We start from the raw sequence: 13,537 nt of genomic DNA on the forward strand, positions 1-13,537 counted from the left end.
GCATCCTCGAGCAGCTCGGTGTGCACCACGTGATCTTTCCCGAGAAGGACATGGGGCGCCGGGTCGCCCAACTCGTGCGGGGCGCCGCCATGGACTACCTCGAGATCGAACGGGGCTACTCCCTCGCCAAGACCGCCGCCCCCGAACGCTTCCAGGGCACCCCGCTCGGCGAGACGACGCTCCGGCGCACGCACGGCGTGACCGTGACCGCGTTCAAGACCCTCGAGGGGGCGTGGCAGAACGCCGACAACCAGACGGTGCTCTCGCCCGGCGACCGCATCCTGATCGTGGGCCCCACCGATCGCGTCGAGGCGTTCGCTCAGCTGCCCTGAGCGCGGGTGCGGTCACCGGTCGAGCCCGGCGAACCGCTCGATGTCGCTGTTGGTACCCGAGACGATGATGAGGTCGTGGTTGGTGACGACCGTGTTGGCCTCCGCGTAGCGGAACGGCTTGCCGGGGCTCTTCACACCCACCACGGTGACGTTGTACTTGGTGCGCACGCCGGACTCGTTCAGGCCCACCCCGCGGATGAACCGCGGGGGATACATCTTGGCGAGGACGAAGTCGTCGTCGAAACGGATGAAATCCAGCATCCGCCCACTGACGAGGTGCGCGACGCGCTCTCCGGCCTCGCGCTCGGGGTAGATGACGTGGTTGGCCCCGACGCGCGCGAGGATCTTGCCGTGCGACTGTGAGACGGCCTTCGCCCAGATCTGAGGGACCTTTAGGTCGACGAGGTTTGCCGTGATGAGCACGGATGCCTCGATGCTCGATCCGACGGCGACGACGGCGACCTGGAAGTCGGCGGCGCCGATCTGCTTGAGGGCGTCGATGTTGCGGGCGTCGGCTTGCACGGTGTGGGTGACCCGCTCCGACCACTTCTGCACGAGGTCGAGGCTCTCGTCGATCGCGAGCACCTCACGATCGAGGCGGTCCAGCTCGCCGGCGCACGCGGCGCCGAAGCGGCCGAGTCCGATGACCAGGACGGGCGCGTCGCCGCGGATCTGCTCAACCAACGATGGGCCTTTCCACGGGAAGCGAATACAGCTGCGATCGGGATGTCGCGGCCACGGCCGCGGCGAGTGTCACTGTACCAATGCGGCCCATGAAGATCGTCAGCGCCATGACGTAGGCCGCGGGATCGGGCAGCTCGGCCGTGAGACCCGTCGACAGACCGACGGTCGCGAAGGCCGAGATGACGTCGAACAGCACCTCTTCGACGGGCGCTTTTGTCATCTGGGTGATCGTGATCGTCGAGAGGGCGACGATCGTCGCGCCCCACGCGACGACGGACAGGGCGACCCGCTGCACGTCGCTCGGGATGCGGCGACCGAACGCCTCGACGGAGGTGCGGCCCTTGGCCTCGGACCAGACGGCGAGCGCGAGCACGGCGAGCGTCGTGACCTTGATGCCGCCCGCGGTGGACGCCGAGCCGCCGCCGACGAACATGAGCATCGAGCCGACGACGAGGGAGGACCCGTAGAGCTCGCCGACGTCGACCACCGAGAATCCGCCCGAGCGCGTCATCGCCGAGAGGAAGAAGGCCTGGAAGGTGGTGTCCCACGCGTCCATCGACCCGAAAGTGCCGGGGTTGTCGTACTCCAGCCCGAGGAAGGCGATGGCGCCGGCGAGGAAGAGCAGCATCGTCGTGATCAGGGTCAGCTTCGTGTGCAGCGACCACTTGCCGACGTGCCAGAGGTGCTTGGAGAGGGTGTAGATGACGGGGAACCCGATGCTGCCGAGGAAGACGCCCATCATGAGCACCGTGAGCAGGAAGTAGTCGTCGGCGAAGGGTTCCAGGCCGCCGGGGTTGGGCGTGAAACCGGTGTTCGTGAACGCCATCGCGGCGTAGAACGGCGCCTCCCACAGCGCCTCGAGCGCGCCGACGCCGGCCATCAGGAGAGCGGGGTAGAGGAGGGCGGCGATGACGCCCTCGATGACGAGGGTAGACAGGGCCACGGTGACCAGCAGCTGTCCGACCTCACCGAGGCGCACGGTCTGCCCCTCGTTGACGGGACCGCCGTGGGCGCGCAGGGGATTGGAGTCGCCCGCCGCGATGAGCTTGGCTCGCAGGCCCAGGCGCTTCGAGATGATCAGCCCCAGGATCGATGCGAGCGTGAGCACCCCCATACCGCCGATGTTCACGCCGATGAAGATGATGACCTTGCCCAGCGGTGACCAGTAGGTGGCGATGTCGACGACCGTCAGACCGGTCACGCAGATGGTCGAGACCGCCGTGAAGAGCGCGTCGGCGAGCGGTGCGCGGGTACCCGAGGCGGATGCTGCGGGCAGCGAGAGCAGCGCCGTGAAGATGAGGATGAGGGCCGCGAAGACGATGATCGCGAAGCGGGCAGGGGAGGAAGTGGTGGAGTCGCGGAGGAAATGACCCAGTTCGCGGAGCCTGCTCCTCCACTCACCGGCGCGCGCCGTCGAACGGCTCGTCGCCATGCACCTGCCCCTCTCGCACCGAAGACTCGCTCATGGTACTCCGGCCCCCGCGCGGCTAACCTAACGTCATGGCCGACATCTTCGACGTCATCGCGGACGGCACCCGGCGCGAGATCCTGCACATCCTGCGCGCGCACGGGGGCTCCGGGGGTGCCGGTACGAGCGTCTCGCAGATCGTGCACGAGCTCGGCGTGAGTCAGCCGACGGTTTCGAAGCACCTCAAGGTGCTGCGCGATGCCGACCTCGTGACGGTGCGCGAAGAGGGTCAGCACCGCTACTACAGCCTGCACGCCGCCCCCCTCGAGCAGGTGGACGACTGGCTGGTGCCCTTCCTGATCGACGACGCCGATGCCGAAGAGCTGCTCGAGGCGGCGGGGGCGGCGAGCCTGCCCGAACCGGCCGCGCACGCCGCCGAGTTCGTGGGCCGCGCGGCCGCCTCGGCCAAACACGCCGTCACGAGCGCGTTGCGCAAGTTCGGTAACTGACGCTCTCTTCCCACTGGTCACAGCAGTCCCACGGGTTTACACGCGACTCGGCCGGGCCCTAGAGTGTCGCTGAGCGCCGCGAAAACGGCGTCTGGGGAACACATCCGATGGGGAACGAGGGAAGATGGCAGAACTGCCGGACATGCGGTTTCTGACGGTCGCCGAGGTGGCCGAGATCATGCGCGTGTCGAAGATGACGGTGTACCGGCTGGTGCACGCGGGTGACCTGCCCGCGGTTCGGTTCGGGCGGTCGTACCGTGTGCCGGAGCAGGCCGTGACCGAGGCGCTGCAGCGGCCGATCGCCGACGCCGGCTGACGCGCGCTCTCGGAGCTCTGCCCTCCTGTTAGACTGCTCCGAGGCATATTTCCGCTTTGCCCGTTCCCGGGCGCTCCGCGCAGCACCGCGCACCGCGCCCAGACCCCGACTTAGTGAGGTTTTCCGTGGGTTCAGTCATCAAGAAGCGCCGCAAGCGCATGGCGAAGAAGAAGCACCGCAAGCTGCTTCGCAAGACTCGCCACCAGCGCCGCAACAAGAAGTAGCGGCCAGGCCCCGCGGGGCCGTACACACCGAGCGCCTGTCCGAAGGACGGGCGCTTCGTGTTGTCACGGTATTTGCGTGGATACCCCCGGGGGTATAGCATCGAGGTCATGACGACAGACAAGACCGCCGCGGACGAACTGCACGTCGACATGACGAACGTGCTCCCGCGGCTCAAGCGCGCGCACGGCCAGCTGGCCGGCGTGATGGCGATGATCGAGTCGGGGCGCGACTGCAAAGACGTGCTCACCCAGCTCGCCGCCGTGTCCAAGGCCATCGACGCCGCCGGCTTCGCCGTGATCTCGAGCGGGCTCGAGCAGTGCATCGCCCGCGGCGAGGCCGGACTCGATGACCGTGCCCGACTGGAGAAGCTGTTCCATGCCTTCGCCTGAGCTCACGCATACCCCCCGCCGTATCGTCGTCGTGGGCGGCGTCGCTGCGGGCATGAGCTTCGCGGCCCGTGCGCGCCGGCTCGACGAGCACGCGCACATCCTCGTGCTCGAGCGCGGCGATCACGTCTCCTTCGCCAACTGCGGCCTGCCCTACTTCGTCGGCGGCGAGATTGACGAGCAGTCCCAGCTGCTCGTGCAGACACCCGAGAGCCTGCGTGCGGCGCTGGATCTCGACGTGCGCGTGCGCCACGACGTCACCTCCATCGATCCGGTGCGCAAGGTCGTGGTGGCCGCGACCGCGGGCGGCGAGACCGAGTTCGCCTATGACGAACTGATGCTGGCGCCCGGTGCTTTCGCCCTGCGCCCGCCCATCCCGGGACTCGACGACTCCCGCGTGCGGACGTTGCGCACGGTCGGCGATGCCGCCTGGATGAAGGATGCGGCGGGCTCCGCCCGTCGTGCGGTGGTGCTCGGTGCGGGCTTCATCGGCGTCGAGGCGGCCGAAGCGCTGCGCCAGCGCGGGCTCGAGGTCGACATCGTCGAGTTCGCACCTCACGTGCTGCCGCCGCTGGAGACCGAGATGGCGAGCCTCGTGACCGCCGAACTCGAGCGCCACGGCCTCCGTGTGCACGCCGGAATCGCGGCCTCCGCCGTCGAGGATGCCGGTGACCACGCGATCGTCCGGCTCTCGGACGGGCGCGGTCTGCCCGCCGACCTGGTCGTCCTCTCCGTCGGGGTGCGCCCCGACACGGCGTTCGCCGGCGACGCGGGCATCGCGATCGAGCGCGGCGCGATCATCGTCGACGCTCACGGGCGTACGAGCATCCCCCACGTCTGGGCCGCCGGCGACGCCGTCGCCAAGACGGACCCCGTCACGGGCGCCGTTCGACCCGTCGCCCTCGCGGGCCCTGCCAACCGCGAAGGACGCCTGATCGCCGACGCGATGCTCGGTGAGCGCTCGGCGCGCGAGATGCCGCCGCCGCTCGGGACCGCCATCGTGCGGGTCTTCGGTCTGACGGCCGCCCTGACCGGGGCGAATCGGCGAACGCTCGAGGAGGCGGGTGTCGCGCACGAGACGATGCATCTGCACCCGGGCTCGCACGCCGGCTACTTCCCGGGTGCCGAGGCGATCCACCTCGTCGTGCACTTCGCCCCCGCATCCTCCGACGAACCCGGTCGTATCTACGGTGCGCAGGCCGTGGGCGCCGACGGCGTCGACAAGCGCATCGACGTGATCGCCACGGCGATGCGCGCCGGGCTCGGTGTCGATGACCTGATCGATCTCGATCTGGCGTACGCGCCGCCCTACGGGTCGGCGAAGGACCCCGTGAACATGGCGGGGCTGCTCGGTCAGAACGTGCTCGAGGGCATCACGCGCCTGTGGCAGCCGCAGGATCTCGACGATGTGCTCTCGAACGCGCTCGTGCTCGATGTGCGGCGCGCGGACGAGTGGCGGACCGGGTTCCTGCCGGGAGCCCTGCGCATCCCGCACACCGAGCTGCGGGAGCGCCTCGACGAGGTGCGTCGCGCAGCCGCCGGCCGGCCCGTGCGCATCCACTGCGCATCCGGGGTGCGCTCCTACCTCGCGCATCGTCAGCTCGCCGCGGCGGGTATCGATTCGGCCACACTCTCGGGGGGCATGCAGACGCTCCTCGCCTACCACGGAAAGGACATCCTGACCCATGAAGTCGATCACCGTACAGCAGCTGCGTGAGCGCGAGGGCGTGCCCCTCGTCGATGTGCGTGAGGAGGACGAGTTCGCCGCCGGCCGCGTGCCGGGCGCCGTGAACCTGCCCATGTCGCGCATCGGCGACCTGCTCGATCAGCTGCCCGACGAGCCCTTCGACGTCATCTGCCAGGCCGGCGGGCGCTCCGCCCGGGTCGTCCAGGCGCTCGAGGCCCGCGGATACGATGTGACCAACGTCGAGGGCGGCACGGGCGAGTGGATGGCGGCGGGTCACCCCGTCGAGCGCTGACCGCCGGCATCCTCCCCGTCGTCGTTCCCCCCGGCGACGACGGGGATCGCCTGCGTGAAGCTCTGCGCGCGCTGCTGCGCCTCCGCGCTGCCGGTGAACAGGCCGTCGGTGTCACCGCGGGGCTCCTCGAGCGCGGGCTCCGACGACTCGGCGGTCATCATGACGCGCTGGACAGGCAGCGCCGCGGGCATCGTGCGCTGCACCCATGACACCATCGCCTCGCGGACGTAGCAGCGCAGGTCGAACAGGGTCGGCGCGTCGCTCGCGGTGACGAGGATGCGCACGCGCACGAGGCCGCCGGTCGCCTCGGTCACCTGCAGCACCGAAGCCCGGCCGTCCCAGAGGGCGGTGTCGGCGAGCACCTCGACCAGCTGCTCGCGCATGCGCGAGGGGGAGACCCGCCAGTCGAGATCCAGCTCCACCGCGCCGAGCAGCTCGCTGCCCTGTCGTGTCCAGTTCTGGAATGGCTTGGTGGTGAAGTAGGTGCAGGGCAGCACGAGCCGGCGGTCATCCCACAGATCGAGCACGACGTAGCTCAGTGTGATCTCCCCGACCCGACCCCACTCGCCCTCGACGACCACCACGTCATCCACGCGCAGCGCGTCGCTGAAGACGAGCTGGACTCCGGCGAACATGTTCGCCAGCACCGACTGGGCGGCGAGGCCCGCAACGATGGACGCGATACCGGCCGAGGCGAGCAGGCTCGCGCCGACGGTGCGCACGGCGGGGAAGGTCAGCAGCGCCGCACCGATGGCGATGACGACGATGACGGCGATCGCCAGGCGTCGCAGGATCAGCGTCTGGGTGCGGATGCGGCGGGCGACGCGGTTGTCGGGGACATCGATGCGGTACCGGCCGATCGCGAGGTCCGTCGCGAAGCGGACGAGGGCGATCGCGAGCCAGGCGCCGGCGGCGATGACCGCCATCGTGAAGATCTGATCGATCGTGTCGATCCAGTCCCGGTCGGGGAAGGCGAGCGCGAACGCGATCCACAGCGACACCAGGAGCACCAGCGCACGGAACGGCCGCCGGGCGTAGGTGATCAGCCGACCCGGCCACTCCCGCTTGCGGGCGACGAGCCGCACCGTGAGCGATACGAGCGCGGTGACGACGATCGCTGTGACGACGCAGACGGCGGCCGTGATGGCGAAGCCGAGCCAGGGATTGAGCATGTGTCTCCTTTTGGTGAGGGTGAGCGGGCCTGCCACGATACGACGCCCGTCTGGGCATCGCCGCCGCGTGCGGATATGCCGCGCGTAGAATGAAGGGGTGACGGTCCTCACCCTGATCGGAAAGCCCGACTGCCATCTCTGCGATGTGGCAGAGGGCGTCATCGAGCGCGTGCTCGCCGATCTTCCGGACGGCGTCGCCGACCGTGTCGAGGTGGTGGAGCGATCCATCCTCGAGGACACGTCGCTGTACGAGCGCTGGTGGGAGAAGATTCCCGTCGTGCTCGTCGACGGAGAGCTGCACGCCCATTGGCGCGTGGCATCCGACCGGCTGCGCGACGCCCTGATCGCGGCCGATGATCGAACCAAGGAGAGAGCCGGATGACCCTGCGCCACGTCGTGAGCTGGAAGCTCGCCGCCGAAGACGACGAGACCCGCAGCGCGCAGGCGACCGAGGTCAAGCGCCGGCTCGAGTCTCTCGTCGGCGTGGTGCCCTCGATCCGGGCGCTCTCGGTGGGGGTCAACACGGCGTTCCCCGAGGAGAACTGGGATGTCGCGCTCGTCGCGGACTTCGCGGACGTCGACGGGCTCAAGGCGTACGGCTCGCATCCCGCGCACCTCGAGGCCGCCGAGTACATCGGCTCGGTGCGCTCCGGCCGCGTCGCCGTGGACTTCGAGATCTGAGCGGCGGCTCGGCGCGCCGCCGAGACCCGCGCTACGGCGCGAGACGGGTCGGGCCGCGGAAGAGGTAGGTGACCTCGCGGATCGAAGATTCGCCGAGCAGCAGCATGAGCAGGCGGGCAAGCCCCATCCCGAAGCCGCCGTGCGGCGGCGCACCGTAGCGGAAGAAGTCGAAGTAGAAGTCGAGGCTCTCGGGCTCGAGGCCCTTCTCCCGGGCCTGTTCGATCAGCACGTCGACGCGGTGTTCGCGCTGAGCTCCGGTCGTGATCTCGACGCCCCGGTAGAGCAGGTCGTAGCTCTTGGTCAGCCCCGTCTGCTCGTCGCGCATGTGGTAGAACGCGCGGATGTCGGCCGGGTAGTCCGTGACGAACACGAAGTCGTGGCCGAAGCTCTCCTTGACGTGTGCGCAGATCTGCCGCTCGCCCTCGGGATCGAGGTCACCGTCGGTCCGGGGGATCTCGTAGCCGCGCGCCGCGACGATCTCGCGCGCCTCGGCCAGCGGAATGCGCGGGAACGGCAGGGCGGGTACCTCGACGGGAATCCCGAACAGCTCCTCGATCTCGGCGCCGTGCTTGACCTTGACCGCCTCGAAGGCGAAGGCCAGCAGCTCCTCCTGCATGCGTGCGACGTCCTCGTGCGAGTCGATCCACGAGATCTCTGCATCGATCGAGGTGAACTCGGTCGCGTGCCGGGAGGTGAAGGAAGGATCGGCGCGGTAGACGTCGCCGATCTCGAAGATCTTGCCGAATCCGGCGACCTGCGCCATCTGCTTGAAGAACTGCGGGCTCTGCGCGAGGTAGGCGGTCTTGTCCTCGAAGTAGGGCACCTCGAACAGTTCGGCGTTGGACTCCGACGCGCTCGCCATGAGCTTGGGGGAGTGCACCTCGATGTAGTCGCGCTCGATCCAGTACGTGCGCATCGCGTGCTCGAGGGTGGTCTGCACGCGGAAGATGAGGTTGTTGCGGGCCTGACGCAGGTCGAGGAAGCGCCAATCCATGCGCTTGTCCATGCCGGAGTCTGCGGCGATCGGCGTCTCGGGCAGGGCCTCGGCGGCGATCTCGAGCCGCCCGATCTTGATCTCGACGCCGCCGAGCTTGACGCGCTCGTCGGCCTTCAGAGCGCCCGTCACGGTCAGGAACGTGCCGGTGGCGAGCGTGGAGATCGTCTGCGTGAGAGCGAGGGCGGAGGATGCCGTCGCGTCGGCGTCCTCGGGGATCTCGCGCGTGGCGGGGTTGACCAGCTGGACCGCGCCCGACTCGTCGCGCAGGATCACGAACTGCACCTTCTTCTGATCGCGGACGGTCTCGACCCAGCCGGAGACCGTCACCGGCCCGTCGGGAAGGGATTTCAGCTGCTTGACCAGTACGCGTTCGCTCACGGTCGCCCAGTCTAGGCGCGCGTTCAGAAACCCGTAACACGGGCGGGCTACCCTCAGATATATGACTGCGTCCGACGGATCCTGGCTCACCGCCCTCATCGACTGGTCCGTCTCGCTCATGGAGGTCATCGGCCCCGTCGGCGCCGGCATCGCGATCGCCCTCGAGAACCTCTTCCCGCCGTTGCCGAGCGAGGTGATCCTGCCGATGGCGGGCCTCACGGCCAGCCGCGGCACATTCACGCTCTTCGAGGCGCTGTTCTGGACAACCGCCGGGTCGATCGTCGGCGCACTCGTCCTCTACGGCATCGGGGCCTGGGTGGGCGTGCGGCGCCTGCGCGCCTTCGCCGCCAAGATGCCGCTGCTGCACCCCGAGGACATCGACCGCACGGTCGCGTGGTTCGGCAGGCACGGCGGCAAGGCCGTCTTCTTCGGACGCATGATCCCGATCTTCCGCAGCCTGATCTCCATTCCCGCCGGGGTCACCCGCATGCCGGTGTGGAAGTTCGGGCTGCTCACGGCCGCCGGCAGCCTGATCTGGAACACGATCTTCGTGTTGGCGGGTTTCCTCCTCGGTGAGCAGTGGCACATCGTCGAGCAGTACGCGGACGTGCTGCAGTACGTCGTCATCGCCGCCGCCGTGGCAGCCGTCGCCTGGTTCCTCTACGTGCGCACCCGCGCGCTGCTGCGCTCGCGCGGAGGCGACGACGGCGCGACCGACGCCGCCTGAGACGGCGGCTCTCGGCCCGCGTCCAGGCTCGGCGTCCGGGCGCCCCCGTAGACTGGCCCGGTGCCCGCCGAACGCCTTCATCTCGTGCGCCACGGAGAGGTCCACAACCCCGCCCGCGTGCTCTACGGCCGGCTCCCCGGTTACGGCCTGAGCGCAGAGGGGCGGGTCATGGCCCGCCGTGCCGCCGAGTTCGTGCACCGGCTCGACCGGCCCCTGGCATCCCTCGTCGTCTCGCCCCTGCAGCGCGCCCGCGAGTCGTCCGAGCCGTTCACCGAGCTCTTCGGGGCGACGCCCGTGATCGATGCGCGCGTGATCGAGCCCACCAACGTCTTCGAGGGCAAACGCATGAGCCGAGCGCTCGCGAACCCCTTCAACTGGCATCACCTGCGCGATCGCGATCTGCCCAGCTGGGGGGAGCCGTACAGCCAGGTCGTCTCGCGCATGCGGCAGGCGATGAATGCGGCGTGGGATGCTGCGCCCTCGGGCGACATCGTCGTCGTCTCGCATCAGCTGCCCATCTGGGTCACCCACCTCGCGGTGGCGGGTAAGCCGCTGCGCCACGATCCCCGCGCGCGTCGTTGCGCGCTCTCGAGCGTGACGACGCTCGTGCGCGACGAGCCGGCGGGCGACGGGGAGCGCACCTGCTGGCGCGAGCTGTCGTACGCCGAGCCCGCTGACACAGCGGGCGCCGTGGACGTGGGAGCCGTATGAGCGCCCGCAGAGTGCTCGCCGTGGCGGGCGCGCTCGTCGCCGCCGCGCTGCTGGCCGGCTGCACGACGAACGACACGCTCGCGCAGGAGTACCGCGAGGGAACGAACAAGGGCTACATCTCGGGTGAGTTCCAGGTGATCGAGATCCCCGAGGACCAGCGGGGCGACCCCGTCGAGTTCGCGGGCGTGACCGAGACAGGCGATGAGGTCTCGAGCGCCGACACGGCGGGCGAGGTGCTGGTGATCAACTTCTGGTACGCCGCCTGCGGCCCCTGCCGGGTCGAGGCGCCGCTGCTCGAGCAGGTCTGGCAGGAGCACGCCGACGAGGGCGTCGCCTTCCTCGGCGTGAACACCTACGACCAGCCCGACACGGCACTCTCCTTCGCCGAGAGCTACGGCATCACCTATCCCAGCGTGATCGATGTCAACGACGGCGCGGTCAAGCTCGCCTTCGCGAGCGCGACGCCCATCCAGGCGACCCCGACGACCCTCGTGATCGATCGCGAGGGACGCGTGGCGGCGCGCATCATCGGCCAGCTCGAGACCGCCTCGATCCTCTCGACGATCGTCGACGATCTCGTGCAGGAGCCCGCGTGAACCCCGGCGCGATGGTCGTCGACGGCGCGCTCTGGCTGGCTCTGCCGGTGGCGCTGCTCGCGGGGCTGATCTCCTTCCTCTCGCCGTGCGTGCTGCCCCTCGTGCCCGGCTACCTCGGATTCATCGGCGGCACGGTCGCCCCGCGACGCGGCGGAGCCCGCACCGCCGCCGCGGTCGGGCGGGGCCGGCTGCTCGGCGGGGTGCTGCTGTTCATCGCAGGCTTCACGCTCGTCTTCATGACCGTGAACGTGCTCGGGGGCACGGTGGGGCAGTTCTTCGTCCGCTACGCCGACCCCATCACCCGGATCATGGGCGTCGTCGTCATCCTCATGGGCCTGGTGTTCATCGGACTCTTCGGCATCGCCCAGCGCACGCTGCGACCCCAGGCGCGCAGCAGCGTGGGCCTGATCGGGGCGCCCCTGCTCGGCATCGCGATGGGCATCGGCTGGACGCCGTGCATCGGTCCGACGCTGACGGCGATCTTCTCGATCTCGTGGAATCTCGGCGATCCGTGGCGTGCCGCACTGCTCGGACTCGCGTATTCGGCGGGCCTGGGCATCCCGTTCGTCCTACTCGCCCTGGGCCTGGGCTGGGCGACGCGCTCCGTGTCGTTCCTGCGCCGGCACATCCGCGTCGTCAACGTCATCGGCGGCACGCTGCTGATCGCGCTCGGACTGCTGATGGTGACGGGCGTCTGGACGCAGGTCATGTCGAGACTCGGGGCGGTGATCGGCGGTGTCCAGCTCCCGCTCTGACGAGAAGCTCGACGTCTCGGGCGACCCGCTGCGCCCGGGCGATCACGCTGACGGCGACGCGGACGTCTCGGCGCCGGCCCTCGGGTTCGTCGGCTGGCTGCGGTGGGGCTGGCGTCAGCTGACCAGCATGCGCACCGCGCTCGTGCTGCTCCTGCTGCTCGCGATCGCGGCCATTCCCGGATCCCTCGTGCCGCAGCGCAGCGCCGACCCCAACGGCGTCACGCAGTACTACACCGATCATCCCGACACCGCCCCCGTGCTGGACTGGTTCCGGCTCTTCGACGTCTACACCTCGCCGTGGTTCTCGGCGATCTACATCCTGCTGTTCATCTCGCTCATCGGATGCGTGATCCCGCGCGCGAAGCATCACGCCAAAGCCCTGATGTCCCGTCCGCCGCGCACCCCCGCGCGCCTGTCCCGGCTTGCCGACCACCGTGTGCGCGAGCACGCGGTGCCCGAGGGGCAGGATGCCGAGGCTGCAGCATCCCGTGCCGTCGATCTCGCCCAGGCCCAGCTCTCGCGCGCGGGCTACCGGGTCGAGCGCTACGACGGGCGGGGCGCGTGGTCGGTCTCGGCCGAACGCGGATACCTGCGCGAGACCGGTAACCTCGTCTTTCACCTCTCGCTCGTCGGCGTGCTCGTGGCGGTGGGCTTCGGTGGCGGGTTCGCGTACACGGGCCAGCGGGTGGTGGTCGAGGGCACCACGTTCGTCAACGCGCTCAGCGACTACTCCTCGTTCAACCCCGGTCGTTTCGTCGACGGGTCCGGACTGGCGCCCTACGCGATGACGCTCGAGGAGTTCCAGGTGACCTACGAGGACCCGGGCACCAACGCGGCGGGGCAGGCGGGCGACTTCGCCGCCGTCGTGACGACCCGCATCCCCGGCGAGGAGGCGCGCGAGGGCGAGGTGCGCGTGAACTACCCGCTCGATGTGGCGGGCGACAAGATCTATCTGCTCGGCAACGGATACGCCCCGACCATCACGATCCGCGATTCCGCGGGCGATGTCGTCTACAGCGAGTCGCAGCCCTTCCTGCCCCAGGACAACAACATGACCTCGCTCGGCGTCATCAAGGTGCCGGACGGTCTGCCCGAGCAGCTGGGCCTCGTCGGGTTCTTCTACCCGACGCAGGGCACGCTCGAATCCGGCGCGTACACCTCGATCTTCCCCGACCTGATCAACCCGGTGCTCACCCTCAACGTCTTCGCCGGCGACCTCGGCATCAACGACGGCACGCCGCGCTCGGTGTACGCCCTCGACACCGCAGGCATGGAGCAGCTGACGGGCGGCGACTCGGGTCTCGACTCGATCGAACTGGCGCCGGGAATGTCGGCGGATCTGCCGAACGGCTGGGGCACGGTCACGTTCGAGAACCAGGCGGCGGGCGCCGCCGACGACACGGTCAAGCGATTCGCGTCGCTGCAGGTGCATCGCGATTCGTCGGCACCGTGGGTGCTCGCCTTCGCGGTGCTGGCGATGCTGGGTCTGCTGACGGCGCTGTTCGTGCCGCGGCGGCGCGTCTGGGTCAAGGCCCGGGCCGCCGACGAGACCACGGTGCAGATCGAATACGCCGGGCTCGCCCGGGGTGAGGACCCCGCGCTCGCCGCGGCGGTCGCGCAGATCGCCGACCGCCACGAGCGCGATCTGAACGCCCGACAGCCCCGGCTCTGACGGGGTACG

18 protein-coding genes are annotated in these 13,537 nt (G+C 69.4%); 14 read left to right on the top strand and 4 right to left on the bottom strand.

The genetic code is table 11. The features are described 5' to 3' along the window. On the top strand, positions 1–332 hold a 332-nt coding region (locus tag DI573_RS03905; protein ID WP_292810864.1), incomplete at its 5' end, for a TrkA C-terminal domain-containing protein. 12 nt (positions 333–344) lie between these two features. Here the strand turns inward: DI573_RS03905 and DI573_RS03910 are convergent. After that, positions 345–1,016: a TrkA family potassium uptake protein gene (locus tag DI573_RS03910; protein ID WP_292810866.1), complete on the bottom strand. Its 672-nt coding sequence runs from the start codon at positions 1,014–1,016 to the stop codon at positions 345–347. Continuing rightward, positions 1,009–2,448 (bottom strand): potassium transporter TrkG, encoded by a 1,440-nt coding sequence (locus tag DI573_RS03915; protein ID WP_292810868.1) that lies wholly within the window; start codon positions 2,446–2,448, stop codon positions 1,009–1,011. Before DI573_RS03915 ends, DI573_RS03910 begins: the two co-directional genes overlap by 8 nt. 68 nt (positions 2,449–2,516) lie before the next feature. On the opposite strand from DI573_RS03915, the gene DI573_RS03920 reads away from it, so the two are divergent. The 6 genes from DI573_RS03920 to DI573_RS03945 all read left to right on the top strand — a co-directional run bounded on the left by DI573_RS03920 (position 2,517) and on the right by DI573_RS03945 (position 5,839). After that, positions 2,517–2,933, top strand: a complete 417-nt coding sequence (locus tag DI573_RS03920; protein ID WP_292810870.1) for a metalloregulator ArsR/SmtB family transcription factor — start codon at positions 2,517–2,519, stop codon at positions 2,931–2,933. Positions 2,934–3,057: 124 nt separating this feature from the next. After that, the gene (locus DI573_RS03925; RefSeq protein WP_292810872.1) at positions 3,058–3,249 is read left to right on the top strand and encodes a helix-turn-helix domain-containing protein; all 192 of its coding nucleotides are present in this window, start codon (positions 3,058–3,060) and stop codon (positions 3,247–3,249) included. Positions 3,250–3,374: 125 nt separating this feature from the next. Continuing rightward, on the top strand, positions 3,375–3,473 hold the full coding sequence (locus tag DI573_RS03930) for an AURKAIP1/COX24 domain-containing protein (protein ID WP_003792170.1): 99 nt from the start codon (positions 3,375–3,377) through the stop codon (positions 3,471–3,473). Between the two features lie 108 nt (positions 3,474–3,581). Further along, the gene (locus DI573_RS03935) at positions 3,582–3,863 is read left to right on the top strand and encodes a metal-sensitive transcriptional regulator (RefSeq protein ID WP_292810875.1); all 282 of its coding nucleotides are present in this window, start codon (positions 3,582–3,584) and stop codon (positions 3,861–3,863) included. Beyond that, positions 3,850–5,577, top strand: a complete 1,728-nt coding sequence (locus DI573_RS03940; RefSeq protein ID WP_292810878.1) for an FAD-dependent oxidoreductase — start codon at positions 3,850–3,852, stop codon at positions 5,575–5,577. The genes DI573_RS03935 and DI573_RS03940 overlap by 14 nt, the downstream gene beginning before the upstream one ends. Then, positions 5,546–5,839 carry a rhodanese-like domain-containing protein gene (locus DI573_RS03945; RefSeq protein WP_292810880.1) on the top strand — a complete coding sequence of 98 codons (294 nt, stop codon included), beginning with the start codon at positions 5,546–5,548 and terminating at the stop codon, positions 5,837–5,839. The genes DI573_RS03940 and DI573_RS03945 overlap by 32 nt, the downstream gene beginning before the upstream one ends. Here the strand turns inward: DI573_RS03945 and DI573_RS03950 are convergent. Continuing rightward, complete coding sequence (locus tag DI573_RS03950; RefSeq protein ID WP_292810882.1) at positions 5,821–7,011, bottom strand: mechanosensitive ion channel domain-containing protein; 1,191 nt, start codon at positions 7,009–7,011, stop codon at positions 5,821–5,823. The two genes, DI573_RS03945 and DI573_RS03950, sit on opposite strands and share 19 nt — an antisense overlap. 97 nt (positions 7,012–7,108) lie before the next feature. Here DI573_RS03950 and DI573_RS03955 point away from each other — a divergent pair, with 97 nt between their 5' ends. Together DI573_RS03955 and DI573_RS03960 are read left to right on the top strand one after the other, a co-directional pair. Next, the gene (locus tag DI573_RS03955) at positions 7,109–7,393 is read left to right on the top strand and encodes a glutaredoxin family protein (RefSeq protein WP_292810884.1); all 285 of its coding nucleotides are present in this window, start codon (positions 7,109–7,111) and stop codon (positions 7,391–7,393) included. Then, positions 7,390–7,692: a Dabb family protein gene (locus tag DI573_RS03960; protein WP_292810885.1), complete on the top strand. Its 303-nt coding sequence runs from the start codon at positions 7,390–7,392 to the stop codon at positions 7,690–7,692. Before DI573_RS03955 ends, DI573_RS03960 begins: the two co-directional genes overlap by 4 nt. 31 nt (positions 7,693–7,723) lie before the next feature. On the opposite strand, the gene aspS is transcribed toward DI573_RS03960, so the two are convergent. After that, positions 7,724–9,067, bottom strand: a complete 1,344-nt coding sequence (gene aspS, locus DI573_RS03965) for an aspartate--tRNA(Asn) ligase (RefSeq protein ID WP_292810887.1) — start codon at positions 9,065–9,067, stop codon at positions 7,724–7,726. A gap of 61 nt (positions 9,068–9,128) precedes the next feature. Here aspS and DI573_RS03970 point away from each other — a divergent pair, with 61 nt between their 5' ends. From DI573_RS03970 to DI573_RS03990, 5 genes are read left to right on the top strand one after another with little or no spacing between them, the layout of a single operon-like run. Next, positions 9,129–9,794, top strand: a complete 666-nt coding sequence (locus DI573_RS03970) for a DedA family protein (protein WP_292810890.1) — start codon at positions 9,129–9,131, stop codon at positions 9,792–9,794. Positions 9,795–9,854: 60 nt separating this feature from the next. Next, positions 9,855–10,505: a histidine phosphatase family protein gene (locus DI573_RS03975; RefSeq protein ID WP_292810892.1), complete on the top strand. Its 651-nt coding sequence runs from the start codon at positions 9,855–9,857 to the stop codon at positions 10,503–10,505. Beyond that, positions 10,502–11,101, top strand: coding sequence for a TlpA disulfide reductase family protein (locus DI573_RS03980; RefSeq protein WP_292810894.1), 600 nt, complete (start codon positions 10,502–10,504; stop codon positions 11,099–11,101). The genes DI573_RS03975 and DI573_RS03980 overlap by 4 nt, the downstream gene beginning before the upstream one ends. Beyond that, the gene (locus DI573_RS03985) at positions 11,098–11,856 is read left to right on the top strand and encodes a cytochrome c biogenesis protein CcdA (RefSeq protein WP_292810897.1); all 759 of its coding nucleotides are present in this window, start codon (positions 11,098–11,100) and stop codon (positions 11,854–11,856) included. Before DI573_RS03980 ends, DI573_RS03985 begins: the two co-directional genes overlap by 4 nt. Beyond that, positions 11,837–13,528, top strand: a complete 1,692-nt coding sequence (locus DI573_RS03990) for a cytochrome c biogenesis protein ResB (RefSeq protein WP_292810898.1) — start codon at positions 11,837–11,839, stop codon at positions 13,526–13,528. Before DI573_RS03985 ends, DI573_RS03990 begins: the two co-directional genes overlap by 20 nt. Positions 13,529–13,537 lie beyond the last annotated feature (9 nt).

This window comes from Microbacterium sp. (assembly GCF_003248605.1).
In the GTDB taxonomy this organism is placed as follows: domain Bacteria; phylum Actinomycetota; class Actinomycetes; order Actinomycetales; family Microbacteriaceae; genus Microbacterium.

What these genes read in the sequence shown, in the direction of transcription:
- DI573_RS03915 (WP_292810868.1), bottom strand. Translation starts at nt 2,448, where the DNA reads ATGGCGACGAGCCGTTCGACGGCGCGCGCCGGTGAGTGGAGGAGCAGG.
- DI573_RS03920 (WP_292810870.1), top strand. Translation starts at nt 2,517, where the DNA reads ATGGCCGACATCTTCGACGTCATCGCGGACGGCACCCGGCGCGAGATC.
- DI573_RS03925 (WP_292810872.1), top strand. Translation starts at nt 3,058, where the DNA reads ATGGCAGAACTGCCGGACATGCGGTTTCTGACGGTCGCCGAGGTGGCC.
- DI573_RS03935 (WP_292810875.1), top strand. Translation starts at nt 3,582, where the DNA reads ATGACGACAGACAAGACCGCCGCGGACGAACTGCACGTCGACATGACG.
- DI573_RS03940 (WP_292810878.1), top strand. Translation starts at nt 3,850, where the DNA reads ATGCCTTCGCCTGAGCTCACGCATACCCCCCGCCGTATCGTCGTCGTG.
- DI573_RS03945 (WP_292810880.1), top strand. Translation starts at nt 5,546, where the DNA reads ATGAAGTCGATCACCGTACAGCAGCTGCGTGAGCGCGAGGGCGTGCCC.
- DI573_RS03950 (WP_292810882.1), bottom strand. Translation starts at nt 7,011, where the DNA reads ATGCTCAATCCCTGGCTCGGCTTCGCCATCACGGCCGCCGTCTGCGTC.
- DI573_RS03960 (WP_292810885.1), top strand. Translation starts at nt 7,390, where the DNA reads ATGACCCTGCGCCACGTCGTGAGCTGGAAGCTCGCCGCCGAAGACGAC.
- DI573_RS03970 (WP_292810890.1), top strand. Translation starts at nt 9,129, where the DNA reads ATGACTGCGTCCGACGGATCCTGGCTCACCGCCCTCATCGACTGGTCC.
- DI573_RS03980 (WP_292810894.1), top strand. Translation starts at nt 10,502, where the DNA reads ATGAGCGCCCGCAGAGTGCTCGCCGTGGCGGGCGCGCTCGTCGCCGCC.